General features: G+C 66.7%; 17 protein-coding genes and 1 pseudogene. 11 read left to right on the top strand and 7 right to left on the bottom strand.

The window, feature by feature from the left end; all coding sequences use genetic code 11:
* Window positions 1–28 precede the first annotated feature (28 nt).
* Window positions 29–1,368, bottom strand: a pseudogene (gene xylA / locus ACCQ09_RS21220) (xylose isomerase).
* A gap of 415 nt (window positions 1,369–1,783) precedes the next feature.
* Here xylA and ttcA point away from each other — a divergent pair.
* The 3 genes from ttcA (at window position 1,784) to ACCQ09_RS21205 (ending at window position 4,488) form a co-directional block, all read left to right on the top strand.
* A complete protein-coding gene (gene ttcA / locus ACCQ09_RS21215; RefSeq protein ID WP_075286358.1) occupies window positions 1,784–2,686 on the top strand; it encodes a tRNA 2-thiocytidine(32) synthetase TtcA in 903 nt (300 codons plus the stop codon).
* 65 nt (window positions 2,687–2,751) lie between these two features.
* Window positions 2,752–3,660 (top strand): recombination-associated protein RdgC, encoded by a 909-nt coding sequence (locus tag ACCQ09_RS21210; RefSeq protein WP_040942092.1) that lies wholly within the window; start codon window positions 2,752–2,754, stop codon window positions 3,658–3,660.
* A 42-nt stretch (window positions 3,661–3,702) separates the two neighbouring features.
* Complete coding sequence (locus ACCQ09_RS21205; protein ID WP_228428076.1) at window positions 3,703–4,488, top strand: YgjP family zinc-dependent metalloprotease; 786 nt, start codon at window positions 3,703–3,705, stop codon at window positions 4,486–4,488.
* Between the two features lie 636 nt (window positions 4,489–5,124).
* On the opposite strand, the gene ACCQ09_RS21200 is transcribed toward ACCQ09_RS21205, so the two are convergent.
* From ACCQ09_RS21200 to hemH, 3 genes are all read right to left on the bottom strand, one after another.
* Window positions 5,125–5,923, bottom strand: a protein-coding gene (locus ACCQ09_RS21200; protein ID WP_087942062.1) for an IS5 family transposase whose coding sequence is annotated in 2 segments (ribosomal slippage) — window positions 5,125–5,653 and window positions 5,652–5,923 — 801 coding nt in all. Because the reading frame shifts where the segments join, the coding sequence is not laid out codon by codon here.
* A 42-nt stretch (window positions 5,924–5,965) separates the two neighbouring features.
* A complete protein-coding gene (locus ACCQ09_RS21195; RefSeq protein WP_040942089.1) occupies window positions 5,966–6,832 on the bottom strand; it encodes an alpha/beta fold hydrolase in 867 nt (288 codons plus the stop codon).
* Window positions 6,833–6,834: 2 nt separating this feature from the next.
* Complete coding sequence (hemH, locus tag ACCQ09_RS21190; RefSeq protein WP_040942088.1) at window positions 6,835–7,800, bottom strand: ferrochelatase; 966 nt, start codon at window positions 7,798–7,800, stop codon at window positions 6,835–6,837.
* A 154-nt stretch (window positions 7,801–7,954) separates the two neighbouring features.
* Here hemH and ACCQ09_RS21185 point away from each other — a divergent pair, with 154 nt between their 5' ends.
* The 4 genes from ACCQ09_RS21185 to tatC all read left to right on the top strand — a co-directional run bounded on the left by ACCQ09_RS21185 (window position 7,955) and on the right by tatC (window position 10,488).
* Window positions 7,955–8,851, top strand: coding sequence for a lipid-binding SYLF domain-containing protein (locus tag ACCQ09_RS21185; RefSeq protein ID WP_012439632.1), 897 nt, complete (start codon window positions 7,955–7,957; stop codon window positions 8,849–8,851).
* 72 nt (window positions 8,852–8,923) lie between these two features.
* Window positions 8,924–9,151: a Sec-independent protein translocase subunit TatA gene (gene tatA / locus ACCQ09_RS21180; RefSeq protein ID WP_011039162.1), complete on the top strand. Its 228-nt coding sequence runs from the start codon at window positions 8,924–8,926 to the stop codon at window positions 9,149–9,151.
* 15 nt (window positions 9,152–9,166) lie between these two features.
* On the top strand, window positions 9,167–9,754 hold the full coding sequence (gene tatB / locus ACCQ09_RS21175; RefSeq protein WP_040942087.1) for a Sec-independent protein translocase protein TatB: 588 nt from the start codon (window positions 9,167–9,169) through the stop codon (window positions 9,752–9,754).
* Entirely contained in the window at window positions 9,751–10,488 is a 738-nt protein-coding gene (gene tatC, locus ACCQ09_RS21170; RefSeq protein ID WP_011039160.1) for a twin-arginine translocase subunit TatC, read from the top strand. Before tatB ends, tatC begins: the two co-directional genes overlap by 4 nt.
* A gap of 376 nt (window positions 10,489–10,864) precedes the next feature.
* On the opposite strand, the gene ACCQ09_RS21165 is transcribed toward tatC, so the two are convergent.
* The 3 genes from ACCQ09_RS21165 to ACCQ09_RS21155 form a co-directional block, all read right to left on the bottom strand.
* Entirely contained in the window at window positions 10,865–11,764 is a 900-nt protein-coding gene (locus tag ACCQ09_RS21165) for a BPSS1780 family membrane protein (protein ID WP_011039159.1), read from the bottom strand.
* 45 nt (window positions 11,765–11,809) lie between these two features.
* The gene (locus ACCQ09_RS21160; protein WP_040942086.1) at window positions 11,810–12,574 is read right to left on the bottom strand and encodes a glutamine amidotransferase; all 765 of its coding nucleotides are present in this window, start codon (window positions 12,572–12,574) and stop codon (window positions 11,810–11,812) included.
* 564 nt (window positions 12,575–13,138) lie between these two features.
* Window positions 13,139–14,950: a GspE/PulE family protein gene (locus ACCQ09_RS21155; protein ID WP_011039157.1), complete on the bottom strand. Its 1,812-nt coding sequence runs from the start codon at window positions 14,948–14,950 to the stop codon at window positions 13,139–13,141.
* Window positions 14,951–15,041: 91 nt separating this feature from the next.
* Between ACCQ09_RS21155 and glyQ the strand changes: the two genes are divergently transcribed.
* The 4 genes from glyQ (at window position 15,042) to ACCQ09_RS21135 (ending at window position 24,323) form a co-directional block, all read left to right on the top strand.
* Window positions 15,042–15,950, top strand: coding sequence for a glycine--tRNA ligase subunit alpha (gene glyQ, locus ACCQ09_RS21150; RefSeq protein WP_014506073.1), 909 nt, complete (start codon window positions 15,042–15,044; stop codon window positions 15,948–15,950).
* Between the two features lie 295 nt (window positions 15,951–16,245).
* Window positions 16,246–18,342: a glycine--tRNA ligase subunit beta gene (gene glyS, locus ACCQ09_RS21145; RefSeq protein WP_040942085.1), complete on the top strand. Its 2,097-nt coding sequence runs from the start codon at window positions 16,246–16,248 to the stop codon at window positions 18,340–18,342.
* Window positions 18,343–18,684: 342 nt separating this feature from the next.
* Window positions 18,685–20,469, top strand: a complete 1,785-nt coding sequence (locus ACCQ09_RS21140; RefSeq protein ID WP_242444058.1) for an autotransporter assembly complex protein TamA — start codon at window positions 18,685–18,687, stop codon at window positions 20,467–20,469.
* Complete coding sequence (locus tag ACCQ09_RS21135) at window positions 20,466–24,323, top strand: translocation/assembly module TamB domain-containing protein (RefSeq protein ID WP_040942084.1); 3,858 nt, start codon at window positions 20,466–20,468, stop codon at window positions 24,321–24,323. The genes ACCQ09_RS21140 and ACCQ09_RS21135 overlap by 4 nt, the downstream gene beginning before the upstream one ends.
* Window positions 24,324–24,556: the final 233 nt, after the last annotated feature.

Below are 24,556 nucleotides of genomic sequence, written 5' to 3'. Positions count from 1 at the left end.
GATGCACTGGGCGAGCAGCAGCGAGGCATCAACGCGTCAGATACTGATTGATCAGGTTCTCGTAGGCTTCCTGGCGGCCGCTGACTTGCGTCGGCTCGCCCTTGCCGGCGGCGTACTTGGCCAGATCCGCCAGCGTGCTGGTGCCGTTGGCAAAGTCTGCGCCCGCGCCGCTGTCGAAGCTGGCGTAACGCTGCGCGCGCCAGGTTTCCAGCGGTGAGGAGGTCAACAGCGCATTGGCCACTTCCAGCCCGCGTGCGAACGCATCCATGCCGCCGATGTGTGCCAGGAACAGGTCCTGCGGGTCGGACGATTCACGCCGCACCTTGGCATCGAAGTTCAGCCCGCCCGGTGCCAGCCCGCCCTGCCGCAGCACTACCAGCATCGCGCCGACGGTGTCGTACAGGTCGGTCGGGAACTGGTCGGTATCCCAGCCGTTCTGCGGGTTGCCGCGGTTGGCATCGATGCTGCCGAGCAGGCCGGCATCGCTGGCCACCTGCAGGTCGTGCTCGAAGCTGTGGCCGGACAGCGTGGCGTGGTTGGCTTCGATATTCAGCTTGAAATCCTGGTCCAGGCCGTGCTGGCGCAGGAAGCCGATCACCGTGGCGCTGTCGAAATCGTACTGGTGCTTCATGGGCTCCATTGGCTTGGGCTCGATCAGGAAGTTGCCGGTAAAGCCAATTGCACGGCCGTAGTCGCGCGCCAGGGTGAGGAAGCGCGCCATGTTGTCCTGCTCGCGCTTCATTTGCGTGTTGTGCAGGCAGGCGTAGCCTTCGCGACCGCCCCAGAATACGTAGTTCTCGCCGCCCAACTCCACCGTGGCATCGATCGCGGCCTTGACCTGCACCGCGGCGCGCGCCACGACGTTGAAGTCCGGATTGGTGGACGCACCATTCATGTAGCGCGGGTGCGAGAACAGATTGGCGGTGCCCCACAGCAGCTTGACGCCGGTGTCGGCCTGGCGCTGCTTGGCAATGCCCACCATGTGCTTGAGGTTGTTTCGTACTCGCCGATGTCGTCCGCATCCGGCGCCAGATCGATGTCGTGGAAGCAGTAGTACGGCACGCCGAGCTTGGTGAAGAATTCGAACGCGGCATCGGACTTGGCCTCGGCACGTGCCAGCGCGGTGTTGCCCACATCCCACGGATACGCACGCGTGCCCGGGCCGAACGGATCGGCGCCATTGCCGCAGAAGCTGTGCCAGTAAGCCACTGCAAAGCGCAGGTGCTCGGCCATGGTCTTGCCGGCGACCTGCTTGTTGGCGTCGTACACCTTGAACGCAAGCGGGTTGTCCGAATCGCGGCCTTCGAAGCCGATCTTGCCGATGCCGGGGAAATATTCTTTCGCGCCGATGAAAACGGTGTTGCTCATGGGGTCAAGCTCCTGCAGAGGGAGAGGGCAATGGGGCTGCGCGCAACGCCGTGACGGTGCTGCGCGCGGAGCAGGGTTGCATGCAGCGCACGCTCGGGGATTGCGCAATGTTAGCGCTACCAAAACTGCGACTGAAAAAAGCCGCGCCATGGAGCGAAGCCGAGTGGGTCATGCCGATCCTGCGTCGAACGGTCCGGGCGACTTTACCCAGCCCGCGCCAGAAAGGCTTGCTGCGCTGCGAGATGCGCAGCGTGGCCGCGTGCGCTGTCACACAATCGCCGCAGGGGCGGGGCCGCCAGCGGCCGGCCGCCGCCAAGGCAGGCGCGGCGGCCATCGCCGGCATCGGCGCGGTCACACCGCGCCAGCGGGCCGGCGCTCAGGCAGCGGCGGTCCGGCCAGCTACAATGGCCGGCTTATGACCGCTGTCCTGCCGCTGCCGCTTCCCCTGGCCGATCCCGCGCCGCGCACCCCGCGGCTGCAGCGCGAGCCGCTGCGCCTGGCCAAGCGGCTGCGCCACGCGGTGGGCCAGGCGATTGCCGATTTCGGCATGATCGCCCCCGGTGACAAGGTCATGGTCTGCCTGTCCGGCGGCAAGGACAGCTACACCTTGCTGGACATGCTGCTGCAGCTGCAGCGCAAGGCCCCGGTGCCGTTCACGCTGGTGGCGGTGAACCTGGACCAGAAGCAGCCGGACTTTCCCGCCGACGTGTTGCCCACCTACCTGCGCGCCCAGCAGGTGCCGTTCGACATCATCGAGCAGGACACCTATTCGGTGGTCAGCCGGGTGATTCCGCAGGGCAAGACGATGTGTTCGCTGTGCTCGCGGCTGCGCCGTGGCGCGCTGTATGCCTACGCGCAATCTCACGGCGTGACCAAGATTGCGCTGGGCCATCACCGCGACGACATCGTGGCGACCTTTTTCATGAACCTGTTTCACCACGCCCGGCTCGCGGCGATGGCGCCCAAGCTGCGCAGCGACGACGGCGCGCATGTGGTGATCCGTCCGCTGGCGTATGTGCGCGAGGCCGACATCGCCGCCTACGCGCAGGCCCGCCAGTTCCCGATCATTCCCTGCAACCTGTGCGGCAGCCAGGAAAACCTGCAGCGTCAGCAGGTCGGGCGCATGCTGCAGCAGTGGGACCGCGAGCAGCCCGGTCGCGTGGACCAGATCGCCCGCGCGCTGGGCGATGTGCGTCCGGAGCAGCTGGCCGACCGCACACTGTTTGATTTTCTGGGATTGGGCGGCGGCGCCGACGCACCGCTGCCCGATGCCGCTGGCTGGTTGGCCGGCAGCGCTGCCGAGTACGCGCGCGACTAGCGCAGACGCCGTTACCGACCACCTCACTCCCGCGCCACCTTCTTTCCTCCTCTTCGGTCTTTCGCATGTTCTTTCGCAATCTCACGCTGTTCCGCTTCCCGACCACCCTGGATTTTTCCGAAATCGAAACGCTGCTGCCGCAGGTGCAGCTCAAGCCGGTTGGCCCGCTGGAAATGACCTCGCGCGGCTTCATCTCCCCGTTCGGCCGCGACGAGCACGAAGTGCTCTCGCACCGGCTTGAGGATTTCCTGTGGCTCACCATTGGCGGCGAGGACAAGATCCTGCCCGGCGCGGTGGTGAACGATCTGCTCGAGCGCAAGGTGGCCGAGATCGAAGAGAAGGAAGGCCGCCGCCCCGGTGGCAAGGCGCGCAAGCGTCTGAAGGACGACCTGATTCATGAGCTGCTGCCGCGTGCCTTCGTCAAGAGCTCGCGCACCGACGCCATCCTGGACCTGCAGCACGGCTACATCGCGGTCAACACCTCCAGCCGCAAGAGCGGCGAGAACGTGATGAGCGAGATCCGCGGCGCACTCGGCAGCTTCCCGGCGCTGCCGTTGAATGCCGAAGTCGCCCCGCGCGCGATCCTCACCGGCTGGATCGCCGGCGAACCGCTGCCCGAAGGCCTGAGCCTGGGCGAAGAGTGCGAGATGAAGGACCCGATCGAAGGCGGTGCGGTGGTCAAGTGCCAGCACCAGGAATTGCGCGGCGACGAGATCGACAAGCACCTGGAAGCCGGCAAGCAGGTCACCAAGCTGGCGCTGGTGATGGACGACAACCTGTCCTTCGTGCTCGGCGACGATCTGGTGATCCGCAAGCTCAAGTTCCTCGATGGCGCACTGGACCAGCTCGAGCACAGCGAAGGCGACGGCGCACGTGCCGAACTCGACGCGCGCTTTGCGCTGATGAGCGCCGAAGTGCGACGCCTGTTCCTGTTGCTGGAAGACGCCTTGAAGCTGAGCAAGGCCGAGGCCTGATCGGTCTCACCGGCTGACACATCGCAGCGCTATCCTGTGGCCATGTTCAAGCCTGTCCGCCGCCTCATCGCACCCGCACCGCAGGTTGTCGAACGCGACTGCGTGCGCCTGCAGCTGGAAGGGCGCGAGATCGTCGTGCTGCGCGTGCGCGATCCACGCGCGCGGCGCATCAAGCTCAGCGTGGATGAACGCGGCGCGCGGCTGACCCTGCCGCTGCGTGCAAGCCTGGTGGCCGGCGAGCGGTTTTTGCACGCGCATCTGGACTGGCTGAGCACGCAGCTGTCGCGCTACCAGCAGGCGGAAGCGCTACCGCCGCTGGAGCGTGGCGTGCCAGGCCTGCTGCCGTTGCGCGGCGCGCTGCTGCCGTTGAGCTGGCACGACGGCCGCTATGCCCGCATCGACGTCACCGATGACGGCGCCCGGTTCCACGTCCCGGCGCGCCTGGGGGATGCCGGGCTGCGGCGCACCTTGAAGGAATTCTACGAAGCGCAGGCGCGCGCCGATCTCGGCCGCTGGCTGCCCACCTACCTGCCAGGATTACCGCGCGCGCCTGCCCGTCTGCGGTTGAAGGTGATGTCCTCGCAGTGGGGCTCGCTGGCACCGGACGGCTCGCTGGCGCTGGACCTGGCGCTCGTGCTCGGCCGCCCCTCGGCGTTCGAATACGTGCTGGTGCACGAGCTCTGCCATCTGGTGCAGGCCAACCATTCGCCTGCGTTCTGGGCCGAGGTGGAACAGCGCTTTCCCGCCTGGCGCGACGAGCGCAGCTATTTCCACGAACACGGCCGCCAGCTCAAGGCGCAATTGCGGCGGTTGCTGCAGGCGGAGTGATCGGCGGCGCGTAAGCGTGCGTGCGAGGCTTGGTGCGCGCGTGGTGGGCAACTCTTGGCGAACGCAACGTCACTGGCGCCAGAGAACGGACGCGTGGTGCGCTGACGCCGCACCGATCTCCCATCTGTCCAGCCGTCTTGATTCGCCGACGCTTGGCAGTGCTGAAAGAACGGGCAGGGTCGGGCTGGACAACGCAGACCTCACGGCAGTGCGTGCCGTGCCACGTGCATCGCGCTACCGCCACGCATACGCCGCTGCGCGCGCCAGCTGCCCACACGCACGCGACGACAGCCACGGATAACGGGTCGCCAATGCGGTCTGCACGGCATCAATCATCACAGCAAGCGGCGCGTTGCCGCGCCATAGCGGCGGGTCGCAGGCTGCGGCCCAGACCTGCTGCAGAAGAGGACGTTCCTGCGCTTGCAGTGCTGCGCACACGCTGTCGAAGAATGTCCACGGCGTGTGCCACGCCTGGAACGCTTCGATCGCGGTGACAACGTGTAGGTGCGTCTCCAGCGCGGGACCTCGATGGTATGTGCAGTGATCCGCCGTGCAGACGACTACAGACGATGCGTTTTTCAGTGCACGCGTTTGTCGAGTGCCGTTGTCAGCGGAGCGTGTGTTCTTAGAACCTGTTCACGATCTTCTGAGTAATAGTGCCAAGAAGGCCAAATGGATGAACTGCAGGCTGGTGTTGAGTTTGCGCTCGCAGTTCTTCCATAGCCTTCGGTTCTTCTCCAGCCAAGCAAAACTACGCTCGACGATCCATCGCTTGGGCATGACCTTGAAGGTGTGCAGTTCGCTGCGCTTGGCAATCTGCACCGTGAGCTGCTCGCCTAAAATCTCTCGCACGCCGTCGGCAAACCGTACGCCGGTGTAACCGCTGTCGCACAGTAAGCTTTGTACATGCGTCAAATTTGACTGGCAGCGCTCCAACGCCTGCAGCGCACCTTTGCGGTCGGTCACCTCCGCCGTCGTCACCGCGATTGCATGGGGCAATCCCTGAGTATCAACAGCGATATGCCGCTTGATGCCCGACACCTTCTTGCCCGCGTCATATCCCTTTTGCCCCGCTGTGTCCGTGTTCTTTACGCTCTGCGCGTCCACGATCAAGAACCTGGTGCAGGCGTTGCGCTCCTGTCTGGCGCGGGCCACGCCAACCTGATTTTTTAAGTGCCTGCTCCAGCAGGCTCACTCCCTCATCGTCGCACTCGCTCCACTTGGCAAAGTACGAGTGCACGGTCCGCCACTTCGGAAAGTCGCTGGGTAACGCTCGCCATTGGCAACCGGTTCGCAGTACGTACAACACTGCGCACCACACCTCATACACATCCACACGGCGTGGCTTGGTGCGCTTACGCGCTTGTTCCAGGATCGGCAGCACGTGTTCGAACTGCTCCCGGCTCATGTCACTCGGATAGGTCTTTTGGCGCATCCGCATAGTCTGCACTGCTCAGGAAAGATCGTGAACAGGTTCTTACACGCGCGGCGTCGGCAGCCCGGCCAGGAACGCATTGATCACCGCCGCCACCGCCTCGGGTGCCTCCATGTGCACATGGTGCGTGCCGGGCAGCAGGTGCAGGCGCGCATCGGCCACCATCGCCACGCGATGGTCGCGCAGGTCGTCGGGGAAATACGGCTGCGCCGGCGTGGCGAAAATGGCCTGGGTGGGGCAAACAATACTGCTCAACAGCGCATCGATCTGCACTTCGGTCATGCGGATGGCGGTGGGCAGGGTGAGCCGCGGGTCCGAGCACCAGCTGTAGCCCCCTTCCACCACGCGCACGCCGCGCTCCACCAGCAGGCGGGCCGCCGGCTCGGTGAGCTGGTTGGCCATCATGCGCGCGCGCACCGGCATCTCCATCGACGGGAACACCCGCAGCGGCCGCTGCGCCAGCGTGCGCGTGGAGCTGACAGCCTCGCGCAGACGGCTGGCGGTGCTCTCCACCGGCTCGGCCAGCGCGCCCAGCGCCTCGATCGCGATCAAGGCCTCGACCCGTTCTGGCGCGGCCGCGGCCATCAGGCTGGCCACACCGCCGCCGAGCGAGTGGCCCAGCACGGTGAAGCGTTCCCAGCCCAGCGCGTCTGCTACCAGCAGCAAATTGTGGATGGCGCTGCTGAGCGTGTATTCGGCGCCCACCGGCAGCCACGCGCTATGGCCGTGGCCGGGCAGGTCGAGCAACACCAGATCCAGCGCATCGGCCGGCAGGTGTGCGCTCAGCGGCAGGAAGCTGGCTGCGTTGTCCAGCCAGCCATGCAGCGCCAGCACCCGGCGTGGCCCGCGCTCGGCAGTGCGCAGCCCGGTGATGCGGCCAATCGGCAGGTCGCAGTGAAACGGCTGCAACCTCACGCGCGGCGGGCCACTGCGGCCAACGCCTGCGCATGCGTGGTGCTGTCGTTGAGGCAGGGGATGTAGCTCAGCGTGGCGCCGCGTTCGGCCAGCGTTTCGGCAAAGCCCAGCGCCACTTCTTCCAGCGTTTCCAGGCAGTCGGTGGCAAAGCCCGGGCACACCAGGTCGAAGCTGCGCACGCCGCCCTCGGCCAGTGCCCACAGCGTGGGTTCGGCATACGGCTGCAACCAGCGTTCTGCACCGAAGCGCGACTGGTAGCCCATCTGCCACGCATCCGGGCCCAGGCCCAGCGCGGTGACGATCGCCTGCGCGCTGCGTTCGCACTGCTGCGGATACGGGTCGCCGGCGTTGGCCACACGCTGCGGCAGGCCGTGGAAGGAGAACATCAGCTTCTCGCTGCGCCCATGCACCTGCCAGTGCGTGCGGATGGAATCGGCGATCGCCGCCACCCAGCCGGCGTCTTCGCAATAGTCCTGGATCACCTCCACCGCGATCTCTGGCGCGCTCGGGCGCCAGGCATCGACCACGTCCTGGATCGAGGCGGTGGTGGTGGTCGAATACTGCGGATACAGCGGCAGCACCACGATGCGCTTGATGCCGCGCGCACGCAGGCCGTCCAGCGCCTTGCGCAGGGCCGGCGCGCCGTAGCGCATGGCCCAGGTGACGTGCCAGTCGGGCATGACCTGCTGCAGGCCTTCGGTCAGACGCCGCGTGTACACCGCCAGCGGCGAGCCGTCCGGCAGCCACACCTTGGCGTATTTTTCTGCCGACTTGGGGCCGCGGATGGGCAGGATCACGCCATACAGCAGCGGCTTCCAGAACAGCGGCGGGATGGCGACCACGCGGCGGTCGCTGAGAAACTCGGCCAGGTAGCGGCGCACGGCCGGGGCAGTGGGCGACTCGGGGGTGCCGAGGTTGACCACCAGCAGGGCGGTGTCGGAAGTGGTGTTCATGGCGACCATTCTGGCAGAGCTTGGCGAGCCTGCCGAATGCACCGATCCGATCACTGCGATCGGGCCCGTCTGCGCCCCGGTTGCGCTCACCACCGATTCATTGCCCCGCGACTAACGTCGCGCCATTGATTTATCTTTGACGGATTGCCCTTTGGAGCTTGTCATGCCCCGTTTGTCGCGCCTGGCCCTGTTGTTGTCGCTGACCTTCGCCGCCGGCCATGCCGTGGCGGGCCCGGAAGAGGACCAGCGCGCGCGTAATGCGGTGCGGGTGCTCAACGAGATCATGAACATCCCCGAGCAGGCCATCCCCGACAAGCTGCTCGATGAGGCACGCGCGATCGTGGTCATCCCCGACACGCTCAAGGCCGGCCTGGTGATTGGCGGCCGTCGCGGCCACGGCCTGATGTCGATGAAGAACGCCGACGGCAGCTGGTCGCAACCGGTGTTCGTCAAGCTCACCGGCGGCAGCATCGGCTTCCAGGCCGGCGTGCAGTCTTCCGATGTGGTGCTGGTGTTCCGCAACGACCGCAGCCTGGACAACATCGTCAACGGCAAGTTCACCCTGGGCGCCGATGCCGGCGTGGCCGCAGGCCCGGTGGGCCGCAACGCCGCTGCCGCCACCGACGGCCAGCTCAAGGCCGAAATCTGGTCCTGGTCGCGCGCGCGCGGCCTGTTTGCCGGCGTGGCGCTGGACGGTGCGGTGCTGCAGATCGACGATGCCGCCGACCTCAACGCCTACGGCGGCGGCGCCACCCCGCGCATGATCTTCGAAGGCCGCACCAACGAGCGCCCGTCCACCGACGTGATCGCCTTCCGCGACCGTCTGGAAGAGGTCACCTACACCGCGCGCACCAACCGCAGCAGCGATGGCGACACGCCGCCGCCCGCGCCGCGCCCGGTCAGCCAGTCACCCGCGCAGGCCCCGGCGACGCCACCGCCGCCGAGCAACGAGGCCAGCACCATGCCGATCCAGCCTTCGGCCACGCCGCCACAGCAGCAAGGCTTTCAGCCGGTCTCCGATGGTGAAATCCGCACCGAATCACTAGACGGCAACCGCTGACCGGCTGTCATCCCCCTGCGCGGTGCGGTGGGGTATCCTGAGTCTCCTATTCTTCAAGCGAGCGAGCGGATCATGGGCAGTTTCAGCATTTGGCACTGGCTGATCGTGCTGGTGATCGTGCTGCTGGTGTTTGGCACCAAGCGGCTCACCAGTGGTGCCAAGGATCTCGGCAGCGCAGTCAAGGAATTCAAGAAGGGCATGCACGACGACGACAAGCCGGCTGGCAAGCTCGGCGACGACTCGCGTAGCGCCGAGCAGGCCCGCGAGGCGCAGGCCGAGCGCGACCGCGACGCGCGCTGATCCGGAACAGCGTCCGTGTTCGATATTGGGTTTAGCGAGCTGGCGCTGATCGCGGTGGTTGCCCTGGTGGTGCTCGGTCCCGAGCGCCTGCCCAAGGCCGCGCGATTTGCCGGGTTGTGGGTGCGCCGCGCGCGCATGCAGTGGGATTCGGTCAAGCAGGAACTCGAACGCGAGCTCGAAGCCGAAGAGCTCAAGCGCAGCCTGCAGGATGTGCAGGCCTCGCTGCGCGAAGCCGAAGGCCAGCTGCGCAATACGCAGCAACAGGTCGAAGACGGCGCCCGCGGCCTGCATGACCAGGCACGCGAACTCCACGATGAGGTCGGCCGCGATATCGACATCCGCACCAGCGCCACGCCGCTTGCCGCACCGCTCGAGCTTCAGGCCGATGCACCGGTGGTGCTGGAGCCGGGCAGCGCGCAGCCGCACACCCCTGTTCCAGCGCCTGCGCCGGTGGTCGCCCAGGCACAACCGATGGCGCCAGCGCCCAAGCAGACCTTGGTGCCGGCACCGCACGGCAGCCTGACCTCCACCCCGGTCACGACGCATGCTCCCAGCGCGTCGGCGACCGCCAGCAGCACCAGTCCCCAGGAGAAGACGCCGTGAGCCTGTTCGACGACGCACAGGCCGAAAGCAGTCTGATCGAGCATCTGGTCGAATTGCGCAGCCGGCTGGTCCGCGCGCTGATCGGTCTGGGTGTGGTGCTGATCGCGTTGCTGCCGTTCTCGCGCACCATTTACTCGTGGCTCGCCGCCCCGCTGATCTCGCAGCTGCCGCTGGGGCAGACGATGATCGCGATGAACCCGGCCGGCGCGTTCTTCGCCCCGCTCAAGCTGACCTTTTTCGTGGCGGTGTTCTTCAGCGTGCCGTGGCTGTTGTACCAGGCCTGGGCGTTCGTGGCGCCGGGCCTGTACCAGCGCGAAAAGAAGCTGGCCTTCCCGTTGCTGGCCTCGGCGGTGGCGCTGTTCTACATCGGCTGTGCGTTTGCGTACTTCCTGGTGCTGCCGGCGGTGTTCCACTTCCTGACGACCTTCAAGCCGGACGTCATCGCCATTACGCCGGACGCCAATTCCTACCTGGACTTCGTGCTGGCGATCTTCTTCGCCTTCGGCGCGAGTTTCGAGTTGCCGGTGGCGCTGGTGATCCTGGTGTTGATGGGCTGGGTCAGCCCCAAGCAACTGAGCGAAGGCCGCGGCTACGCCATCGTCGGCATCTTCGTCCTGGCCGCCGTGCTCACCCCCCCGGACGTGGTCTCGCAGCTGATGCTCGCCATCCCGATGTGCCTGCTCTACGAACTTGGCATCATCGCCTCACGTGCCGTGGCGCCGAAGGCAAGCTAGAGCGCGCCGCAGGACGGCTGCTTGCAGGAGCGCACTCGTGCGCGACGAGGCCTTACCGGTAGAGCCGCATCGCGCGCAAGCGCGCTCCTACCAGGCTCGGCTCATCCAAAAGTAGACGTGAAGGCATGATCTGGTTCTAGGGCGTGCCATAGCCGCCCAAAGCAACGGCCATACGCGCGACGAGAGAGCGCTGGCAGATGCGGCTTCGTAGGAGCGCACCCGGGCGCGAAGGGCTTTGGCGGGAATCTTCGGCGTCGAGAGAAGCTAGCCTCCGCGCTCGCCAGAATGGCTTCTGGTAGGAGCGCACTTGTGCGCGATGAGGCCTTACCGGTAGCGCTTCATCGCGCGCAAGCGCGCTCCTACGGCTGCTGCGGTATCAGGCAGCAAACACGTCCGGGCGCGAGGGCGGCGGCGGGCGGGCGACGGCGCCTTCGTGGGTGAACATCTGCTTCCAGGCCGCGTATACCGAGCCGGCGAAGACCGGCATCAGCACGGCCATCAGCAGCAGCTGGGCCAGCCACATCGCCACGGTCTGGCCGGCCACCAGGCCGACGATCAGCGCCACGATCATCACCGCGAAATAGATCGCGAAGATGGCGATGAAGGCCAGCACGAAGAACACCAGCATCGCCGGCAGGTTGTGCAGGCTGGCCCGCAGGCTTTCGCGCAACGCATGGCCGCCGGTGCTGCGGTCGAACATCACCTGCGGCGGCATCACGAACAGGGCCAGCGTCAGCGCGGCGAAGGTCGCCACCATCAGCAGCAACCACAGCAGGATGCGGCCGGCCGGCAAGCTGGCGGCCAGTTGCTCGATCTGCACCGGGTCCGGTTGCGCGCCGGACTGGCTGATCTCGTTGATCTTGACCATCACCTCGGACAGCTGCTGCAGCCCGCTCGGGCCGATCATCACCAGCAGCAGCACGCCCAGGACCAGGCCGGCCAGCAACTGCGGCAGCAGCGAGACCAGCAAATGCGGCGCGCGGCCGTCCTGCAGGCCGTGCAACAGGTGCCCGGGCCGGGCAACGCGGCCTTCGTCCACTTCGCGCACCGCCCACAGCAGGCCGCCCATGAACAACGGGCCGGCCAGCACCATCAGGAATTGCAGCGCCGGGCCCAGCAACGGCACCAGCACCGACAGCGACACCACCAGGGTGGCGGCCACACTCCAGATCACCCCCAGCGTGCCCAGCGCCAGCGGCGCCCGCTTCAGCAGGGAGAACCCGGTCAACAGCCATTCTGCGCCGGCAGATGCCGGCACCTTGCGGATTTCGCTCATTCCCATTCCGGATCGATACGCACCGGACCACCCGGCGAATGGGGATTATCGCTGCTTTTGCGTGTGCGCGGCGGGATGGCCGGCCACAGTTTGCAAGCCACGTGCGTGGTGGACGAAGCGCCGCAGCAGCTTGCGCGCCATCGGTGCGGCGCTGACCTCGCTGGCCACGGTGCGGGCGCAGCGGCCGTGGCGGGCGATGCAGTCCGCCCGCGCGCGCACATAGCCGCGCATATGGTGGGTGGCGAATTCGGGGTGGAACTGCACGCCCCAGGTGGACTGGCCCCAGCGGAACGCGTGGCACTGATCCTGCGGCGAGCGCGCCAGTACCACCGCGCCGTCGGGCGCACGCAGCACGGTCTGCAAATGGGTGGCATGCGCCGGGAACTGCGGCGGAAGCCCGGCGAACAAGGGGTCTTCGTGCGCGGGCGGGTGCAGTTCCAGGGCGATGGTGCCGGATTCGCGCCCGGCCGGGTTGTAGTCGACCTGCCCGCCAAGCGCGTGTGCGATCAACTGGTGGCCATAGCAGATGCCTAGCAAGGGCATGCCGGCGTGGGCGGCATCGCGCAGCCACTCGGCGCTGCGCTCGCTCCAGTCGGCGCGATCGGTGACGAACGCGGCCGAGCCGCTGATCAAGGTGCCGGCAAAGCCGCGGCGGTCGGGCAGGCGGTCGCCGTTGGCGACATCGATGACCACCGTCTCACGCTCGGCCAGCCCGGCCGCCACGCGGATCCAATGCGGAAATCGCCCGTACCGTTTCATCCCCGACACAGGGTGGCCGGTTTCGATGATCAGGAACGGCAAGGCGGACATGCGGACGAAACACCCGGCAGCGATGGATGGGTCCGATTGTAGGCAGCAGCGGCCGGGTTTTTTCAACTGGCGTGCCAACGCATGTAGCTAAGGTTATGCCGGATGGCTATGTATGAGGTTTGGAGACCGGGCTAGGCGGGGGGCTGGCTACGCGCGCTGTGCAGGGAAGAGCAGTGATGGTTGAGATGGTTTGTGGTCACGTTGGTCCCCGACTTGATTGTGCAGTGATCGCCGCGCCACTGATCCGGCCGTCCTCGGCCGTGTCGTGGACTTGGTCAATGGTGAGAATTCCCCCGCCGATGGCGACATGTGCGTGCTGACGTACCCTCATCCGCCCTTCGGGCACCTTCTCCCGCTGGGAGAAGGGAGCAACGGTGTGAGAACGGAGCGAGCCCCTCTACCGCCCGGGCGAGAGGGCTCGGCTTGCGCGCCACTGGCGCGCGTGCCTTCGGGCGCCCACGTCGCAAACGCGGGCCGGGGCGCGATCGAGGCCCCTCTCCCGCCGGGAGAGGGGTTGGGGTGAGGGTTGCCTGCGCCGTTAACGGTGCAAACCCCGGCAATCCGCTATTCCCGAGGTGGCAACACCGACAACACCTCTTCCACCGTGGTCAGCCCGGCGGCGACCTTTTCCAGGCCGGTGCGGCGCAGGGTGCGTAGCCCGTCGCCGCGGGCGGCCTGGCTGAAACTGGCCAGGTCGGTGTCGGCGCGGATCAGGCTACGCAAGCGTGGGGTCACCGGCAGCAGTTCGTACAGGCCCACGCGGCCCAGGTAACCGGTGCGGCGGCATTCCAGGCAGCCGACCGGCGCGTGCACGGTGAGCACCTCCGGCAAGGCTTCGCCCGGTTCCTGGATGGCCGCCCAATCCGCCTCGCTGAGCGTGTGCGGGCGCTTGCAATGCACACACAACGTGCGCACCAGGCGCTGGGCAAGCACGCCGTTGAGCGTGGAGGCGACCAGGTAGTGCGGCACGCCCAGATCGAGCAGACGGGTGATCGCCGAAGCGGCATCGTTGGTGTGCAGGGTGGACAGCACCAGATGCCCGGTGAGCGAGGCCTGCACCGCCATCTGCGCGGTTTCCAGGTCGCGGATTTCGCCGATCATGATGATGTCCGGGTCCTGCCGCAGCAGCGTGCGCACGCCGCTGGCGAAATCCAGGTCGATGTTTTGCTGGACCTGCATCTGGTTGAATTCGGGGGCGATCATTTCGATCGGGTCTTCCACGCTGCAGACATTCACATCCGGCGTGGCCAGGCGCTTGAGCGTGGAATACAGCGTGGTGGTCTTGCCCGAGCCGGTCGGGCCGGTGACCAGCACGATGCCATGCGGGCGCTCCACCAGCGCGCTCCAGCCGGCGGCCTCTTCGGCGCTGAAGCCGAGTTGTTCGATGCTCTTGAATGCCGAATCCGGGTCGAAGATACGCATCACGCACTTCTCGCCGAACGCGGTGGGCATCGTGGACAGACGCATTTCCACTTCGCGCCCGCCCGGCGACCGGGTCTTGATGCGGCCGTCCTGCGGGCGGCGGCGTTCGGCCAGGTCCATGCGCCCGAGCACCTTGATCCGGCTGACCACCGCGGTCATCACCGTGGGCGGCACTTCCAGCACCTTGTGCAGCACACCGTCGATGCGAAAACGCATGCGCCCGGCTTCGCGGCGCGGTTCCAGGTGGATGTCGCTGGCGCGTTGTTCGTAAGCGTATTGCAGCAGCCAGTCGACGATATGCACGATGTGGTGATCGTCGGCGTTGACGTCGCCGGCGCGGCCCAGTTCCACCAGCTGTTCGAAGCTGGGCAGGCCCGAGCCGGGTTCGGCACTGCGCGCATCGCCACGCGCGCCACGCACCGATTGGGTGACGCCGAAGAACTCCATCGTGTAGCGGTGCAGATCCAGCGGGTTGATCAGCGCCAGCTCGATGCGCCGGCGGCTGAGGTGCTGCACGTCGGCCAGCCAGTCCAGCGCCAGCGGCTCGCTGGTGGCCACCAGCACGCGCTCGGCGTCCAGTGCCAGCGGCAGGATGCGGTGGCGGCGTGCATACGCATGCGAGACCACGCCGGTGACTGCGGCCACGTCGATGCGGGTGGGGTCGATGCGCAGGTAGCGCAGCCCGGTGCGGGTGGCCAGCCATTCGGTCAGCCGCTCCAGGCCCAGTTCACCGGCCGGCGGCTGCGCGGCGTGCAGCTTGAGGTTGGCCAGCAGTACCAGCGGATGCACTTCGCTGGCGTTGCGCACGCCGGCAGCGGAGAACTGCACGCGCTCGTGTTCGTGCGGCACCACCATGCCATCGGCCAGCAGCGCGGCGGCCACCGGATCGAACATCAGGCGTCCGCGCGGCAGCGGTGCGGAGGTGCTGGGGTCGGCCGGGCGCCGCTGTTCCATCTGCTGTAGTCCCCTGCGGCGGTGCTCCCGCGGCAAAGCGCTACGGGTCGGCCGGTATACTAGCGCACCCCTTCCGCACGGCCTTTGCTGCATGTCCGATTCCCGGCGCGTTCCAATCACTTTCCAGGGCTTGATCCAGACCCTCAACCAGTACTGGGCCGAACAGGGCTGTGTGCTGATCCAGCCACTGGACCTGGAAGTGGGCGCGGGCACGTTCCATCCGGCCACCTTCCTGCGCGCGCTGGGACCGGAGCCGTGGAATGCGGCCTACGTGCAGCCCTCGCGCCGTCCCACCGATGGCCGCTACGGCGAAAACCCCAACCGGCTGCAGCGCTACTACCAGTACCAGGTGGCGATGAAGCCCAACCCGGACAACATCCAGGACCTGTACCTGGGCTCGCTCAAGGCGCTGGGCATCGACCCGCTGGTGCACGACCTGCGCTTTGTCGAAGACAACTGGGAATCGCCCACGCTGGGCGCCTGGGGGCTGGGCTGGGAAGTCTGGCTCAACGGTATGGAGGTGACCCAGTTCACCTACTTCCAGCAGGCTGGCGGGCTGGAGTGCAAGCCGGTGCTCGGCGAGATCACCTACGGGCTGGAACGGCTGTGCATGTATCTGCAGAGCTGCGACAACGTCTACGACCTGGTGTGGACCTATGGCCCGGATGGCACGCCGGTGAGCTACGGCGATGTGTACCACCAGAACGAAGTGGAGCAGAGCGCCTACAACTTCGAGCATGCCAATGTGGAAGAGCTGTTCCACCGCTTCGACGCCTGCGAGGCCGAAGCCAAGCATCTGGTGGAGGTGGGCCTGCCGCTGCCGGCGTACGAACAGGTCACCAAGGCCAGCCACGCCTTCAATCTGCTGGATGCGCGCCGTGCGATCAGCGTGACCGAGCGCCAGCGCTACATCCTGCGGGTGCGTGCATTGGCGCAGGGCGTGGCGCAGGCCTACTACGCGCAGCGCGAGAAGCTGGGCTTTCCCGGCGTGAAGAAGTAACTCAAAGCCCCTCTCCCACCGGGAGAGGGGTTGGGGTGAGGGTCCGAGGCGTAGCCCTCGTGCACCCAAACTCCACAGAGCTTCGCCCGTACCCTCATCCGCCTCTTCGAGGCACCTTCTCCCGATGGGAGAATGGACCAGCAAGCCCTCTCCCACCGGAAGAGGGGTTGGGGTGAGGGTACGGGGCGTAGCCCTCGTGCATCCAAACTCCGCAAAGCTTCGCCCGTACCCTCATCCGCCCCTTCGGGGCACCTTCTCCCGACGGGAGAAGGGAACACGTCAAGGTCCACGTCTTATGAGCGAACAACTTCCCCTGCTGATCGAACTGGGCACCGAAGAGCTGCCGGTCAAGGCGCTGCCGGGCCTGGCGCAGGCCTTTTTCGACGGCGTGCTGGCCGGGCTGGAAAAGCGCGGCGTCGCCGTCACCCGCGGTGATGCCAAGCCGCTGTCCACACCGCGGCGCCTGGCCGTGCTGCTGCCCGGCGTGGCCACCGAGCAGCCCGAGCAACGCTCCGAAGTGCTGGGCCCGTATCTCAACATCGCGCTCGATGCCGAAGGCAACCCGACCAAGGCGCTGGCCGGTTTTGCGGCCAAGGCCGGGATCGACTGGACCGCGCTGGAGCGCACCAGCGACTCCAAGGGCGAGCGCTTCGTGCACCGTGCGGTGACGCCGGGCGCACAGACCGCCGCGCTGCTGCCGGAGATCCTGCGCGAAGCGATTGCCGCGATGCCGATCCCCAAGCCGATGCGCTGGGGCGCACACGAATACGCGTTCGCGCGGCCGGTGCAATGGCTGGTGCTGTTGTTCGGCGATACGGTAATCCCGGCCGAGCTGCTGGGCGTGCGTGGCGACCGCATCACCCGCGGCCATCGGTTCATGCATGACGGCGACATCGCGCTGGCGGCGCCGGGCGATTACATCGACGCGCTGCGCGCCGCGCACGTGCTGGTGGATGCGGACGCACGCCGTGCGCGCATTGTCGAAGAAGTCGATGCGGCCGCCAGGCAGGCCGGCGGCAGCGCACGCATCAGCGACGACAATCTGGAGCAGGTGGTCAACCTGGTCGAATGGCCGTCGGCGGTGTTGTGCAGTTTCGAGCGCGCGTTCCTGGCGGTGCCGCAGGAAGCGCTGATCGAGACGATGGAGATCAACCAGAAATTCTTCCCGGTGCTGGACGACGGCGGCAAGTTGACCGAGCAGTTCATCGGGATTGCCAATATCGTCTCCAAGGATGTCGCCGAAGTGGCCAAGGGCTACGAGCGCGTGATCCGTCCGCGGTTTGCCGATGCCAAGTTCTTCTTTGACGAAGACCTCAAGCAGGGGCTGGAAGCGATGGGCGCGGGCCTGGCCAGCGTCACGTATCAGGCCAAGCTGGGCACGGTGGCCGACAAGGTTGCGCGTGTGGCCGCGCTTGCGGAAGCAATTGCGCCGCAAGTAGGTGCCGATCCGGTGCAGGCGCGTCGCGCCGCGGAATTGGCCAAGAACGACCTGCAGTCGCGCATGGTCAACGAATTCCCGGAACTGCAGGGTATCGCCGGCCGGCATTACGCCAAGGCTGCCGGTGAGCCGAGCGAAATTTCGCTGGCGATCGACGAGGCCTACCAGCCGCGTTTTGCCGGCGATGACATCGCACTCTCGCCGCTGGGCAAGGTGCTGGCGATTGCCGAGCGGCTGGATACGTTGGCGGGTGGCTTTGCGGCTGGATTGAAGCCGACGGGTAACAAGGATCCGTTTGCGTTGCGGCGCAATGCGTTGGGGTTGGCGCGGACGGTGATTGAGTCTGGATTTGATTTGGATCTGCCGAAGCTGATTGATGTGGGCCTGGCGTCGTTGCCGGATGCAGTGAAACCGCATGCCGACCGCAACACAGAGACGGTACGGGCGGATCTCTACGACTTCATCCTCGACCGCCTGAAGGGCTACTACGCCGACAAGGGCGTCGCGGCCACGCACTTCAATGCCGTTGCCGAGTTGACGCCCGCATCGCTTTACGACTTCGACCGCCGCATCGACGCCATCGGCATTTTCGCCACCTTGCCTGAGGCCGAAGCGCTGGCTGCAGCCAACAAGCGCATCCGCAACATCCTGCGCAAGGTCGAAGGTGAAATCCCCGGCGACATCGACACCACGCTGCTGCGCGAACCGGCCGAAGAAGCCCTGGCCGAAGCAGTGGAAGCGGCCATCGGCGACACCGGCGATGCGCTGCACCGCCACGACTACGTCGCCGTGCTCGCCCGCCTGGCCCGCCTGCGCCCGCAGGTGGATGCATTCTTCGACGGCGTGATGGTCAATGCCGACGACCCGCAACTACGCGCCAACCGGCTCGCCCTGCTGAAGAAGCTCGGCGACCGCCTGGGCAGCGTGGCCGCCATCGAGCATCTGTCCAGCTGATGCGAACCGCGCGCGATGGCGCTGCAACTATCGCGTGCCGGACAGGGCTGGCGAATGCTGACTGGTTCATCGGTAGCCGCTGCCACGAGGCTGCTGTGCCATTCCCGCTGCAGATGCCGCATGCCTGCACGCCACAGCAGCGCTTGCGCCCAACACAGCAGGCCCGAACACGCCGAAACCTGGCATTTGCCGCACCAGGTGAGACGCCCGGACCGCCTTCCATGCGAAGACCTGTGCATGTATGTCCATGATGTGCATGCCTATATGACACACGGCATGGCACTCTCGACGCCTAGACGCCCCATTAACAGACCCTCGCGGTCCTCCCGGTATCCTGCGCCGATGCGATTCATTCTCCGGGTTCGTCCCGTTTTTCTGCTCTTGTGCATCCTGGCCGGTTCTGCCTTTGCCCGCGGAACCATCGACAAGGTCGAGATCAAGGGGTTGGACGGCGACGACGACGCCGAGATGATCGAGAACATCGAGGTGTCCTTGTCGTTGTATGAGGCTGTCGGCAAGGAGCAGGGCGAGTCGCGGCTGGAGTACCTGCTGGCGCAGGCGGAGCGGCAGACGCGCGAGGCGTTGGAGCCCTTTGGTTATTACTCGCCCACCATCGACATCGCCGCGCCGCGCGATGGCGAGCGCCTGACCGTGGTGATCACGGTGAACCGTGGCGAGCCGGTGCGGGTGCGGCAGTCGCATATTTCGATCACCGGCTGGGCCGAGCAAGACCGCTACCTGGGCCAGGACCTCAAGCAGTTCGAGCCGCGCGAAGGGCAGGTCTTCAGCCATCCACAGTACGAAGCCAGCAAGGTGCGCATCACCCGCCGCCTGGCCGAGCGCGGCTACTTTGATGCCGACTTCACCCAGCGCCGGGTGGCGGTGACGCGTGCCGAGCATGCCGCCGACATCGATCTGAACTGGGACAGCGGCCGCCGCTACGACATGGGCAAGGTGCGCTTTGACTACGACTACTTCCGCCCCGGCCTGTTCGAGCCCTTGGTGTATTGGGACGAGGGCAGCTACTACCACGAAGGCAAGCTGGATCGGCTGCGCGAGTCACTGACCAAGCTCGATTACTTCAGCACCATCGACATCCAGCCCAAGCCGGAGGAAGCCGATGACCAGGGCCGGGTGCCGGTGGACGTCAAGCTGACCCGCGCCAAGCGCACCGTGTACACCTCCGGTCTGAGCTATGGCAGCGAGAGCGGCGCCGGCGTGCGCGGGGGCGTGGAGCGGCGCTATGTCAATTCGCGCGGCCACAAAATGGACACGCAGCTGGACTACGCGCAGAACCGCAAGAGCCTGACCACCAGCTACCGGGTGCCGGCGTTCCGCTGGCTGGATGGTTGGTACACCGCCTCGGCGCGGCTGTACGACGAGCAGACCGAATACATCGACCTGCGCAACGTCAAACTCACCGGCAGCCGCAGTGGCCAGATCAACGAGCGCTGGAGTGCGATCGCTTCGATCAACGCCTTGCGCGAGCGTTGGCGTTTCAGCAGCGGCAGCGATTTCACCGATGCCGTGTACGAGACCTCCACGCTGATCTATCCGCAGCTGCAGGCCAACTACGTCAACGTCGATGACCGGCTGTTTCCACGTAGCGGCGTGTCCGGGCAGATGTTCATCCGCGGCGGCGCCGAGGGCGCCGGGTCGGACACCAATTTCGGTCAGCTCTATGGCCAGCTGCGGTGGTTCCTGGGCGCCGGTGACAATGGGCGGGTGATCCTGCGTGGCGAAGGTGGCACCACCTGGACCAGCGATCTGGTGGCGATGCCGCCGAGCCTGCGGTTCTTTGCCGGTGGCCCCAACAGCATCCGCGGCTATGCATTCCGCGAAGTGGGCCCGCGCACGCCCAAGCCGGATGAATTCGCGCTGGGTGCCAAGAACGTGGTCACCGCCAGCGCCGAATACGAGCATTACCTCAAGGGCGGGCCGTGGGGCGGGGCGGTGTTCGTCGATAGCGGCAGTGCTTTCGATGACACCCCGGACTGGCGCACCGGCATTGGCTTCGGCTTGCGTTGGCGCTCGCCGGTGGGGCCGGTGCGGGTGGATATTGCGCACGGCTTGAACGACCCCGATTCGCAGTTCCAGCTCTACATCGACATCGGGGCGAACCTGTGAGTACACCAACGCCCCCCACCAGCCCCGCGCCGCGCCCGCGCTTCTACCGGCGCCGCCGTTTTTGGGTGGGCTCCGGCCTGACCGTGCTCGGCCTGGGCCTGCTGGCATTGATTGCGTTGTACTGGTTGCTGCAGACCGTGGCCGGGCGCGATGTGTTGCTGGCCCAGGTCACCGCGCGCCTGCCGGTGGGTGCCAGCTTCACCTATGGCAGCGTCGAAGGCCCGGTGGCCGGCCCGCTGACCCTGCGCAATGTCGACTTCAGGTATCAGGACATCCACTTCACCGCCGAGCGCGTGTACCTGGAACCCGACCTGCGCCCGCTGCTGGGCCGCAAGCTGCAACTGGATGCGGTGCAGGTCAGCAATGCCACGTTGAACCTGGGCAAGAGTGACGAGCCCTTCACCCTGCCGAGCTGGCCGGAGTCGCTGCCGCAGATCAATGTGCCGCTGGCGATCCAGGCCGACCACATTGGCGTGGACAACCTGCGTATCACCCAGCTGCAACAGCCAATGATCACCCTGCACCGCGTGCAGGGCGGCCTGGAAGTGGCCACCGGCGAATTGCGCACGCGCAATCTGGTGGTCGATACCGACATGGGCGACTTCCGCCTCAACGGCGATTACGTGCCCAGTGACGATTACCGCGCCGACCTCACCGCCACCGCGGTGTTGCCGGCCGCACGTGGGCGCACGCCGGCCAGCCTGGGCCTGGTGGCACGCGGTGACCTGGACAAGATGGAAGTGGCGATCGCCGGGCGCGCGCCGGCGCCGCTGCGCGCCAGCCTGGTGTTCACCGGCCGCGACGACCCGACCTGGGCCTTCAAGGCGGTGACCGAGGCTCTGGATACCTCGCTGCTGATACCGGCGCCCGCCGGGCAGGAGACCCCGCCGGCCACGCCGATCGCGCTGGACCTGCAGGCCTCGGGTAAGGGCGGCAAGGCCGACCTGCGTGGCAGCGTCAAACAAGGCGAGTTGAGCGCCACCTTGCAGCCCTCGCACGTGAGCCTGCAAGACCAGGTGCTCACGGTGGAGCCGTTGATCATCGATGCGTTCGAAGGCCGCACCCAGCTACGCGGCAGCGCCGATTTCCGCGACCCCGAAAACGCCAGCTTCCGGTTTTCGGTCAATGCCAGCGGCCTGCGCTTCACGCCAGCTGCGGACCCCGCCACTCCGGATGCGCCGGCGGTGCCGGTGGAGCTCACCGACGCACGCCTGGGCCTGGCCGGGACGCTCAAGGCCTGGGCCGCCATCGGGCGGGCCACCGTGCAGCGCGATGGCCAGCAGGCCGAACTGGTGTTCGACAGCCGCGGCAACGACCAGCGTGCCCAGCTCAAGCAGGTGCAGGCCAAGACCCCGGGTGGCTCGCTGGATCTCACCGGCGAGGTGGCCTGGGCGCCCGCACTGCAGTGGGACCTCACCGCGCAGCTGGCCAAGTTCGACCCGGGCTATTTCGTGCCGGGCTGGAACGGCAATCTGTCCGGCAAGGTCGCCTCCAAGGGCCGCCGGTTGCCGGCACCGGCCGGGGGCGTCTCGCCGGGCTACGAGGCCACCGCCGACATCCCGACCTTGACCGGGCAGTTGCGCCAACGCGCGCTGTCGGCCAATGGCAAGTTCGCCTTGCGCGGCACGCAGGGCGAAGGCCAGCTGCAGCTGGCACTGGGCAGCAGCCGCATCGACGCCAAGGGCACCGTGGGCGACGAGCTCGACATCGCGGCGCAATTGCAGCCGCTGCAGCTGGACGACCTGTTGCCTGGCGCCACCGGCACCGTGCGTGGGCAGCTGCAGGTCAACGGCCGCCGCGGTGCGCCGACCATCACCGCCGACCTGGCCGGCACTGGCCTGCGCTGGAACGACTACAGCGCGCAGAGCGTGAGCCTGCGCGGGCGCCTGCCATGGAGCGGCAGCGACGGGCAGTTGGCCTTGCAGGGCACTGCCATCGAAGCGGGCGTGGTGCTGGATAGCGTGCGCGTGCAGGCACGCGGTGCGGTGGAAGCGCTGCGGCTGGATGCGGACATCGCCAACAGCATGGCCAGCGTCGCGCTGCAGGGCGATGTGCGCCGCAACGGCGCGCGCTGGCAGGGGCAGGTGAGCACGCTGCGCATCGTGCCGGCCAAGGGCGATGCCTGGGCGCTGCGCCAGCCGGCGCAGTTCAGCACCGAAGGTGCCGCATTCACCCTGTCGGACACCTGCCTCGGCGCAGCCACCGGCGGTGCGCTGTGCGCCAGCGCCAACTGGCCGCGTGAGGGCATGGTGGTGCATGGCGATGCGTTGCCATTGTCGCTGGTGCAGCCGTGGCTGCCCAAGCAGGAAGGCCGGCAGATCTATCTGCGCGGTGACCTCACCCTGGACGGCAGCTTCAAGCCACGCGGCAATGCCTGGGAAGGCTCGTTCCGCATCGCTTCGCCAGAAGGCGGCGTGCGCCTGGGCGAGAACCGCTACGCGGCGGTGGCCGGCAATCCCAATCGTGGCGAGTTGCTGCGCTACGACCAGTTCAGCGTGCAGGCCGATTTCACCCCGCAACAGATCCAGGGCAAGCTCGGCGTGGGCTTCCAGGGCAATGGCTTTGTGGACGCTAAGTTCAACACCGGTTGGGATGCGTACGCGCCGCTCAACGGCGAGCTGTATCTCAACATGTCGCGGCTGTATTGGCTGGAGCTGGTGGTGGCCGATGTGGTGCGGCCCAAGGGGCTGGTCGAAGGCCACGTGAGCCTGCGCGGCACCCGCGACAAACCGCTGCTTGGCGGCGATGCGACCTTGAGCGATTTCACCGCCGAATACCCGTCGATGGGCCTGACCCTGAGCGAGGGCAAGGGCCGCTTCGACGCGCTGCCGGATGGCTCGGCCAAGATCACCGCCTCGGCCAAGTCCGGCGACGGCACGCTCAACATCGATGGCGGGCTGTCGTGGTTCGGCACCAGTACGCCGCTGCTGCTCAATATCCGCGGTGAAAACGTGCTGGCCTACAACACCAGCGAGTTGCGCATCGTCGCCAACCCGGACATGCAGTTCGGCATCGTCGACACCACCATGCAGCTGCGCGGCAAGGTCACCGTGCCCGAGGCCGACATCGATCTGGAACGGCTCGACCGCGGCACCTCGGTGTCCGAAGACGTGGTGGTGCTGGACCCGGTGGACCCGGAAGCCGCACCCGCTTCGCAGCTGGATATGGACCTAGCCATCGTGCTCGGCGACAAGGTCAACATGAGCGGTTTCGGCCTGAAAGGCGGGCTGAGCGGGCAGATGCAGATCCGCGCGCGCCCGGGCCGCGAAATGACTGCCAATGGCGGGCTGGACGTGCGCGGCCGCTACAAGGCTTATGGCCAGGATCTGACCATCAGCCGCGGCCAGCTGACCTGGAACAACAACATCGTCTCCGACCCGCGCGTGAGCCTGCGCGCCGAACGCAAGATCGGCGACGTCACCGCCGGCATCGACGTCAGCGGCCGCGCCGAATCGCCGCGTGCGGATGTGTGGTCGGAGCCCGCGATGTCGCAATCCGAAGCGCTGTCGTACCTGGTGCTCGGCCGCGGCCTGTCCACCGCCAGCAGCGACGAAACCCAGCAAGTCAGCGCCGCCTCGGCGGCCCTGTCGGCCGGCAGCAGCCTGATTGCCTCGCAGATCGGCGCCAAGCTCGGCCTCGACGAAGCCGGCGTGAGCGAATCCAGCACCGTCGGCTCGGTCGTGGGCTTCGGCAAGTACCTCTCGCCCAAACTCTACGTCGGCTACGGCGTCTCGATGGTCGGCAGCGGCTCGGTATTGACGCTGAAATATCTGCTCAGCCGCGGCTTCGATGTGGAAGCCGAATCCAGCACGGTGGAGACCAAGGGATCGATCAATTGGCGGCGGGAGAAGTAGCTTTTTGTCCAGAAGAGCGGGTACGGCAAGAGCATGAAGGTGTATTGTCGTGGCGTGTTTGACATCGAGATCTTCCGCACGCTGAGCAGGTTTGCGAACATAACGAACATTGGTTAGCCAACTAAGACCAATAGATGCCGGGCGAAAGAGCCTTAGCGGATCAGCGCTCTCCGGCCTCGGCGAATGAAATCAAAGTGCAGACTTTTAGCTTTATCTAGCACTGAATTGCTGGG

Origin of the sequence: Xanthomonas sp. NCPPB 2586 (assembly GCF_041475775.2) — a bacterium.
GTDB classification, from domain to species: Bacteria; Pseudomonadota; Gammaproteobacteria; order Xanthomonadales; family Xanthomonadaceae; genus Xanthomonas; species Xanthomonas campestris.
Note: the sequence above shows the minus strand (reverse complement) of the source record. Positions and strands in the feature narration are given on the sequence as shown.

Bases quoted from the DNA above. Each gene is read 5' to 3' on its own strand.
- ACCQ09_RS21140 (WP_242444058.1), top strand. From the start codon at position 18,685: ATGCGATTCATTCTCCGGGTTCGTCCCGTTTTTCTGCTCTTGTGCATC.
- ACCQ09_RS21210 (WP_040942092.1), top strand. From the start codon at position 2,752: ATGTTCTTTCGCAATCTCACGCTGTTCCGCTTCCCGACCACCCTGGAT.
- glyS (WP_040942085.1), top strand. From the start codon at position 16,246: ATGAGCGAACAACTTCCCCTGCTGATCGAACTGGGCACCGAAGAGCTG.
- tatA (WP_011039162.1), top strand. From the start codon at position 8,924: ATGGGCAGTTTCAGCATTTGGCACTGGCTGATCGTGCTGGTGATCGTG.
- ACCQ09_RS21155 (WP_011039157.1), bottom strand. From the start codon at position 14,950: ATGGAACAGCGGCGCCCGGCCGACCCCAGCACCTCCGCACCGCTGCCG.
- glyQ (WP_014506073.1), top strand. From the start codon at position 15,042: ATGTCCGATTCCCGGCGCGTTCCAATCACTTTCCAGGGCTTGATCCAG.
- ACCQ09_RS21205 (WP_228428076.1), top strand. From the start codon at position 3,703: ATGTTCAAGCCTGTCCGCCGCCTCATCGCACCCGCACCGCAGGTTGTC.
- ACCQ09_RS21185 (WP_012439632.1), top strand. From the start codon at position 7,955: ATGCCCCGTTTGTCGCGCCTGGCCCTGTTGTTGTCGCTGACCTTCGCC.
- ACCQ09_RS21165 (WP_011039159.1), bottom strand. From the start codon at position 11,764: ATGAGCGAAATCCGCAAGGTGCCGGCATCTGCCGGCGCAGAATGGCTG.
- ACCQ09_RS21160 (WP_040942086.1), bottom strand. From the start codon at position 12,574: ATGTCCGCCTTGCCGTTCCTGATCATCGAAACCGGCCACCCTGTGTCG.
- hemH (WP_040942088.1), bottom strand. From the start codon at position 7,800: ATGGTCGCCATGAACACCACTTCCGACACCGCCCTGCTGGTGGTCAAC.
- ttcA (WP_075286358.1), top strand. From the start codon at position 1,784: ATGACCGCTGTCCTGCCGCTGCCGCTTCCCCTGGCCGATCCCGCGCCG.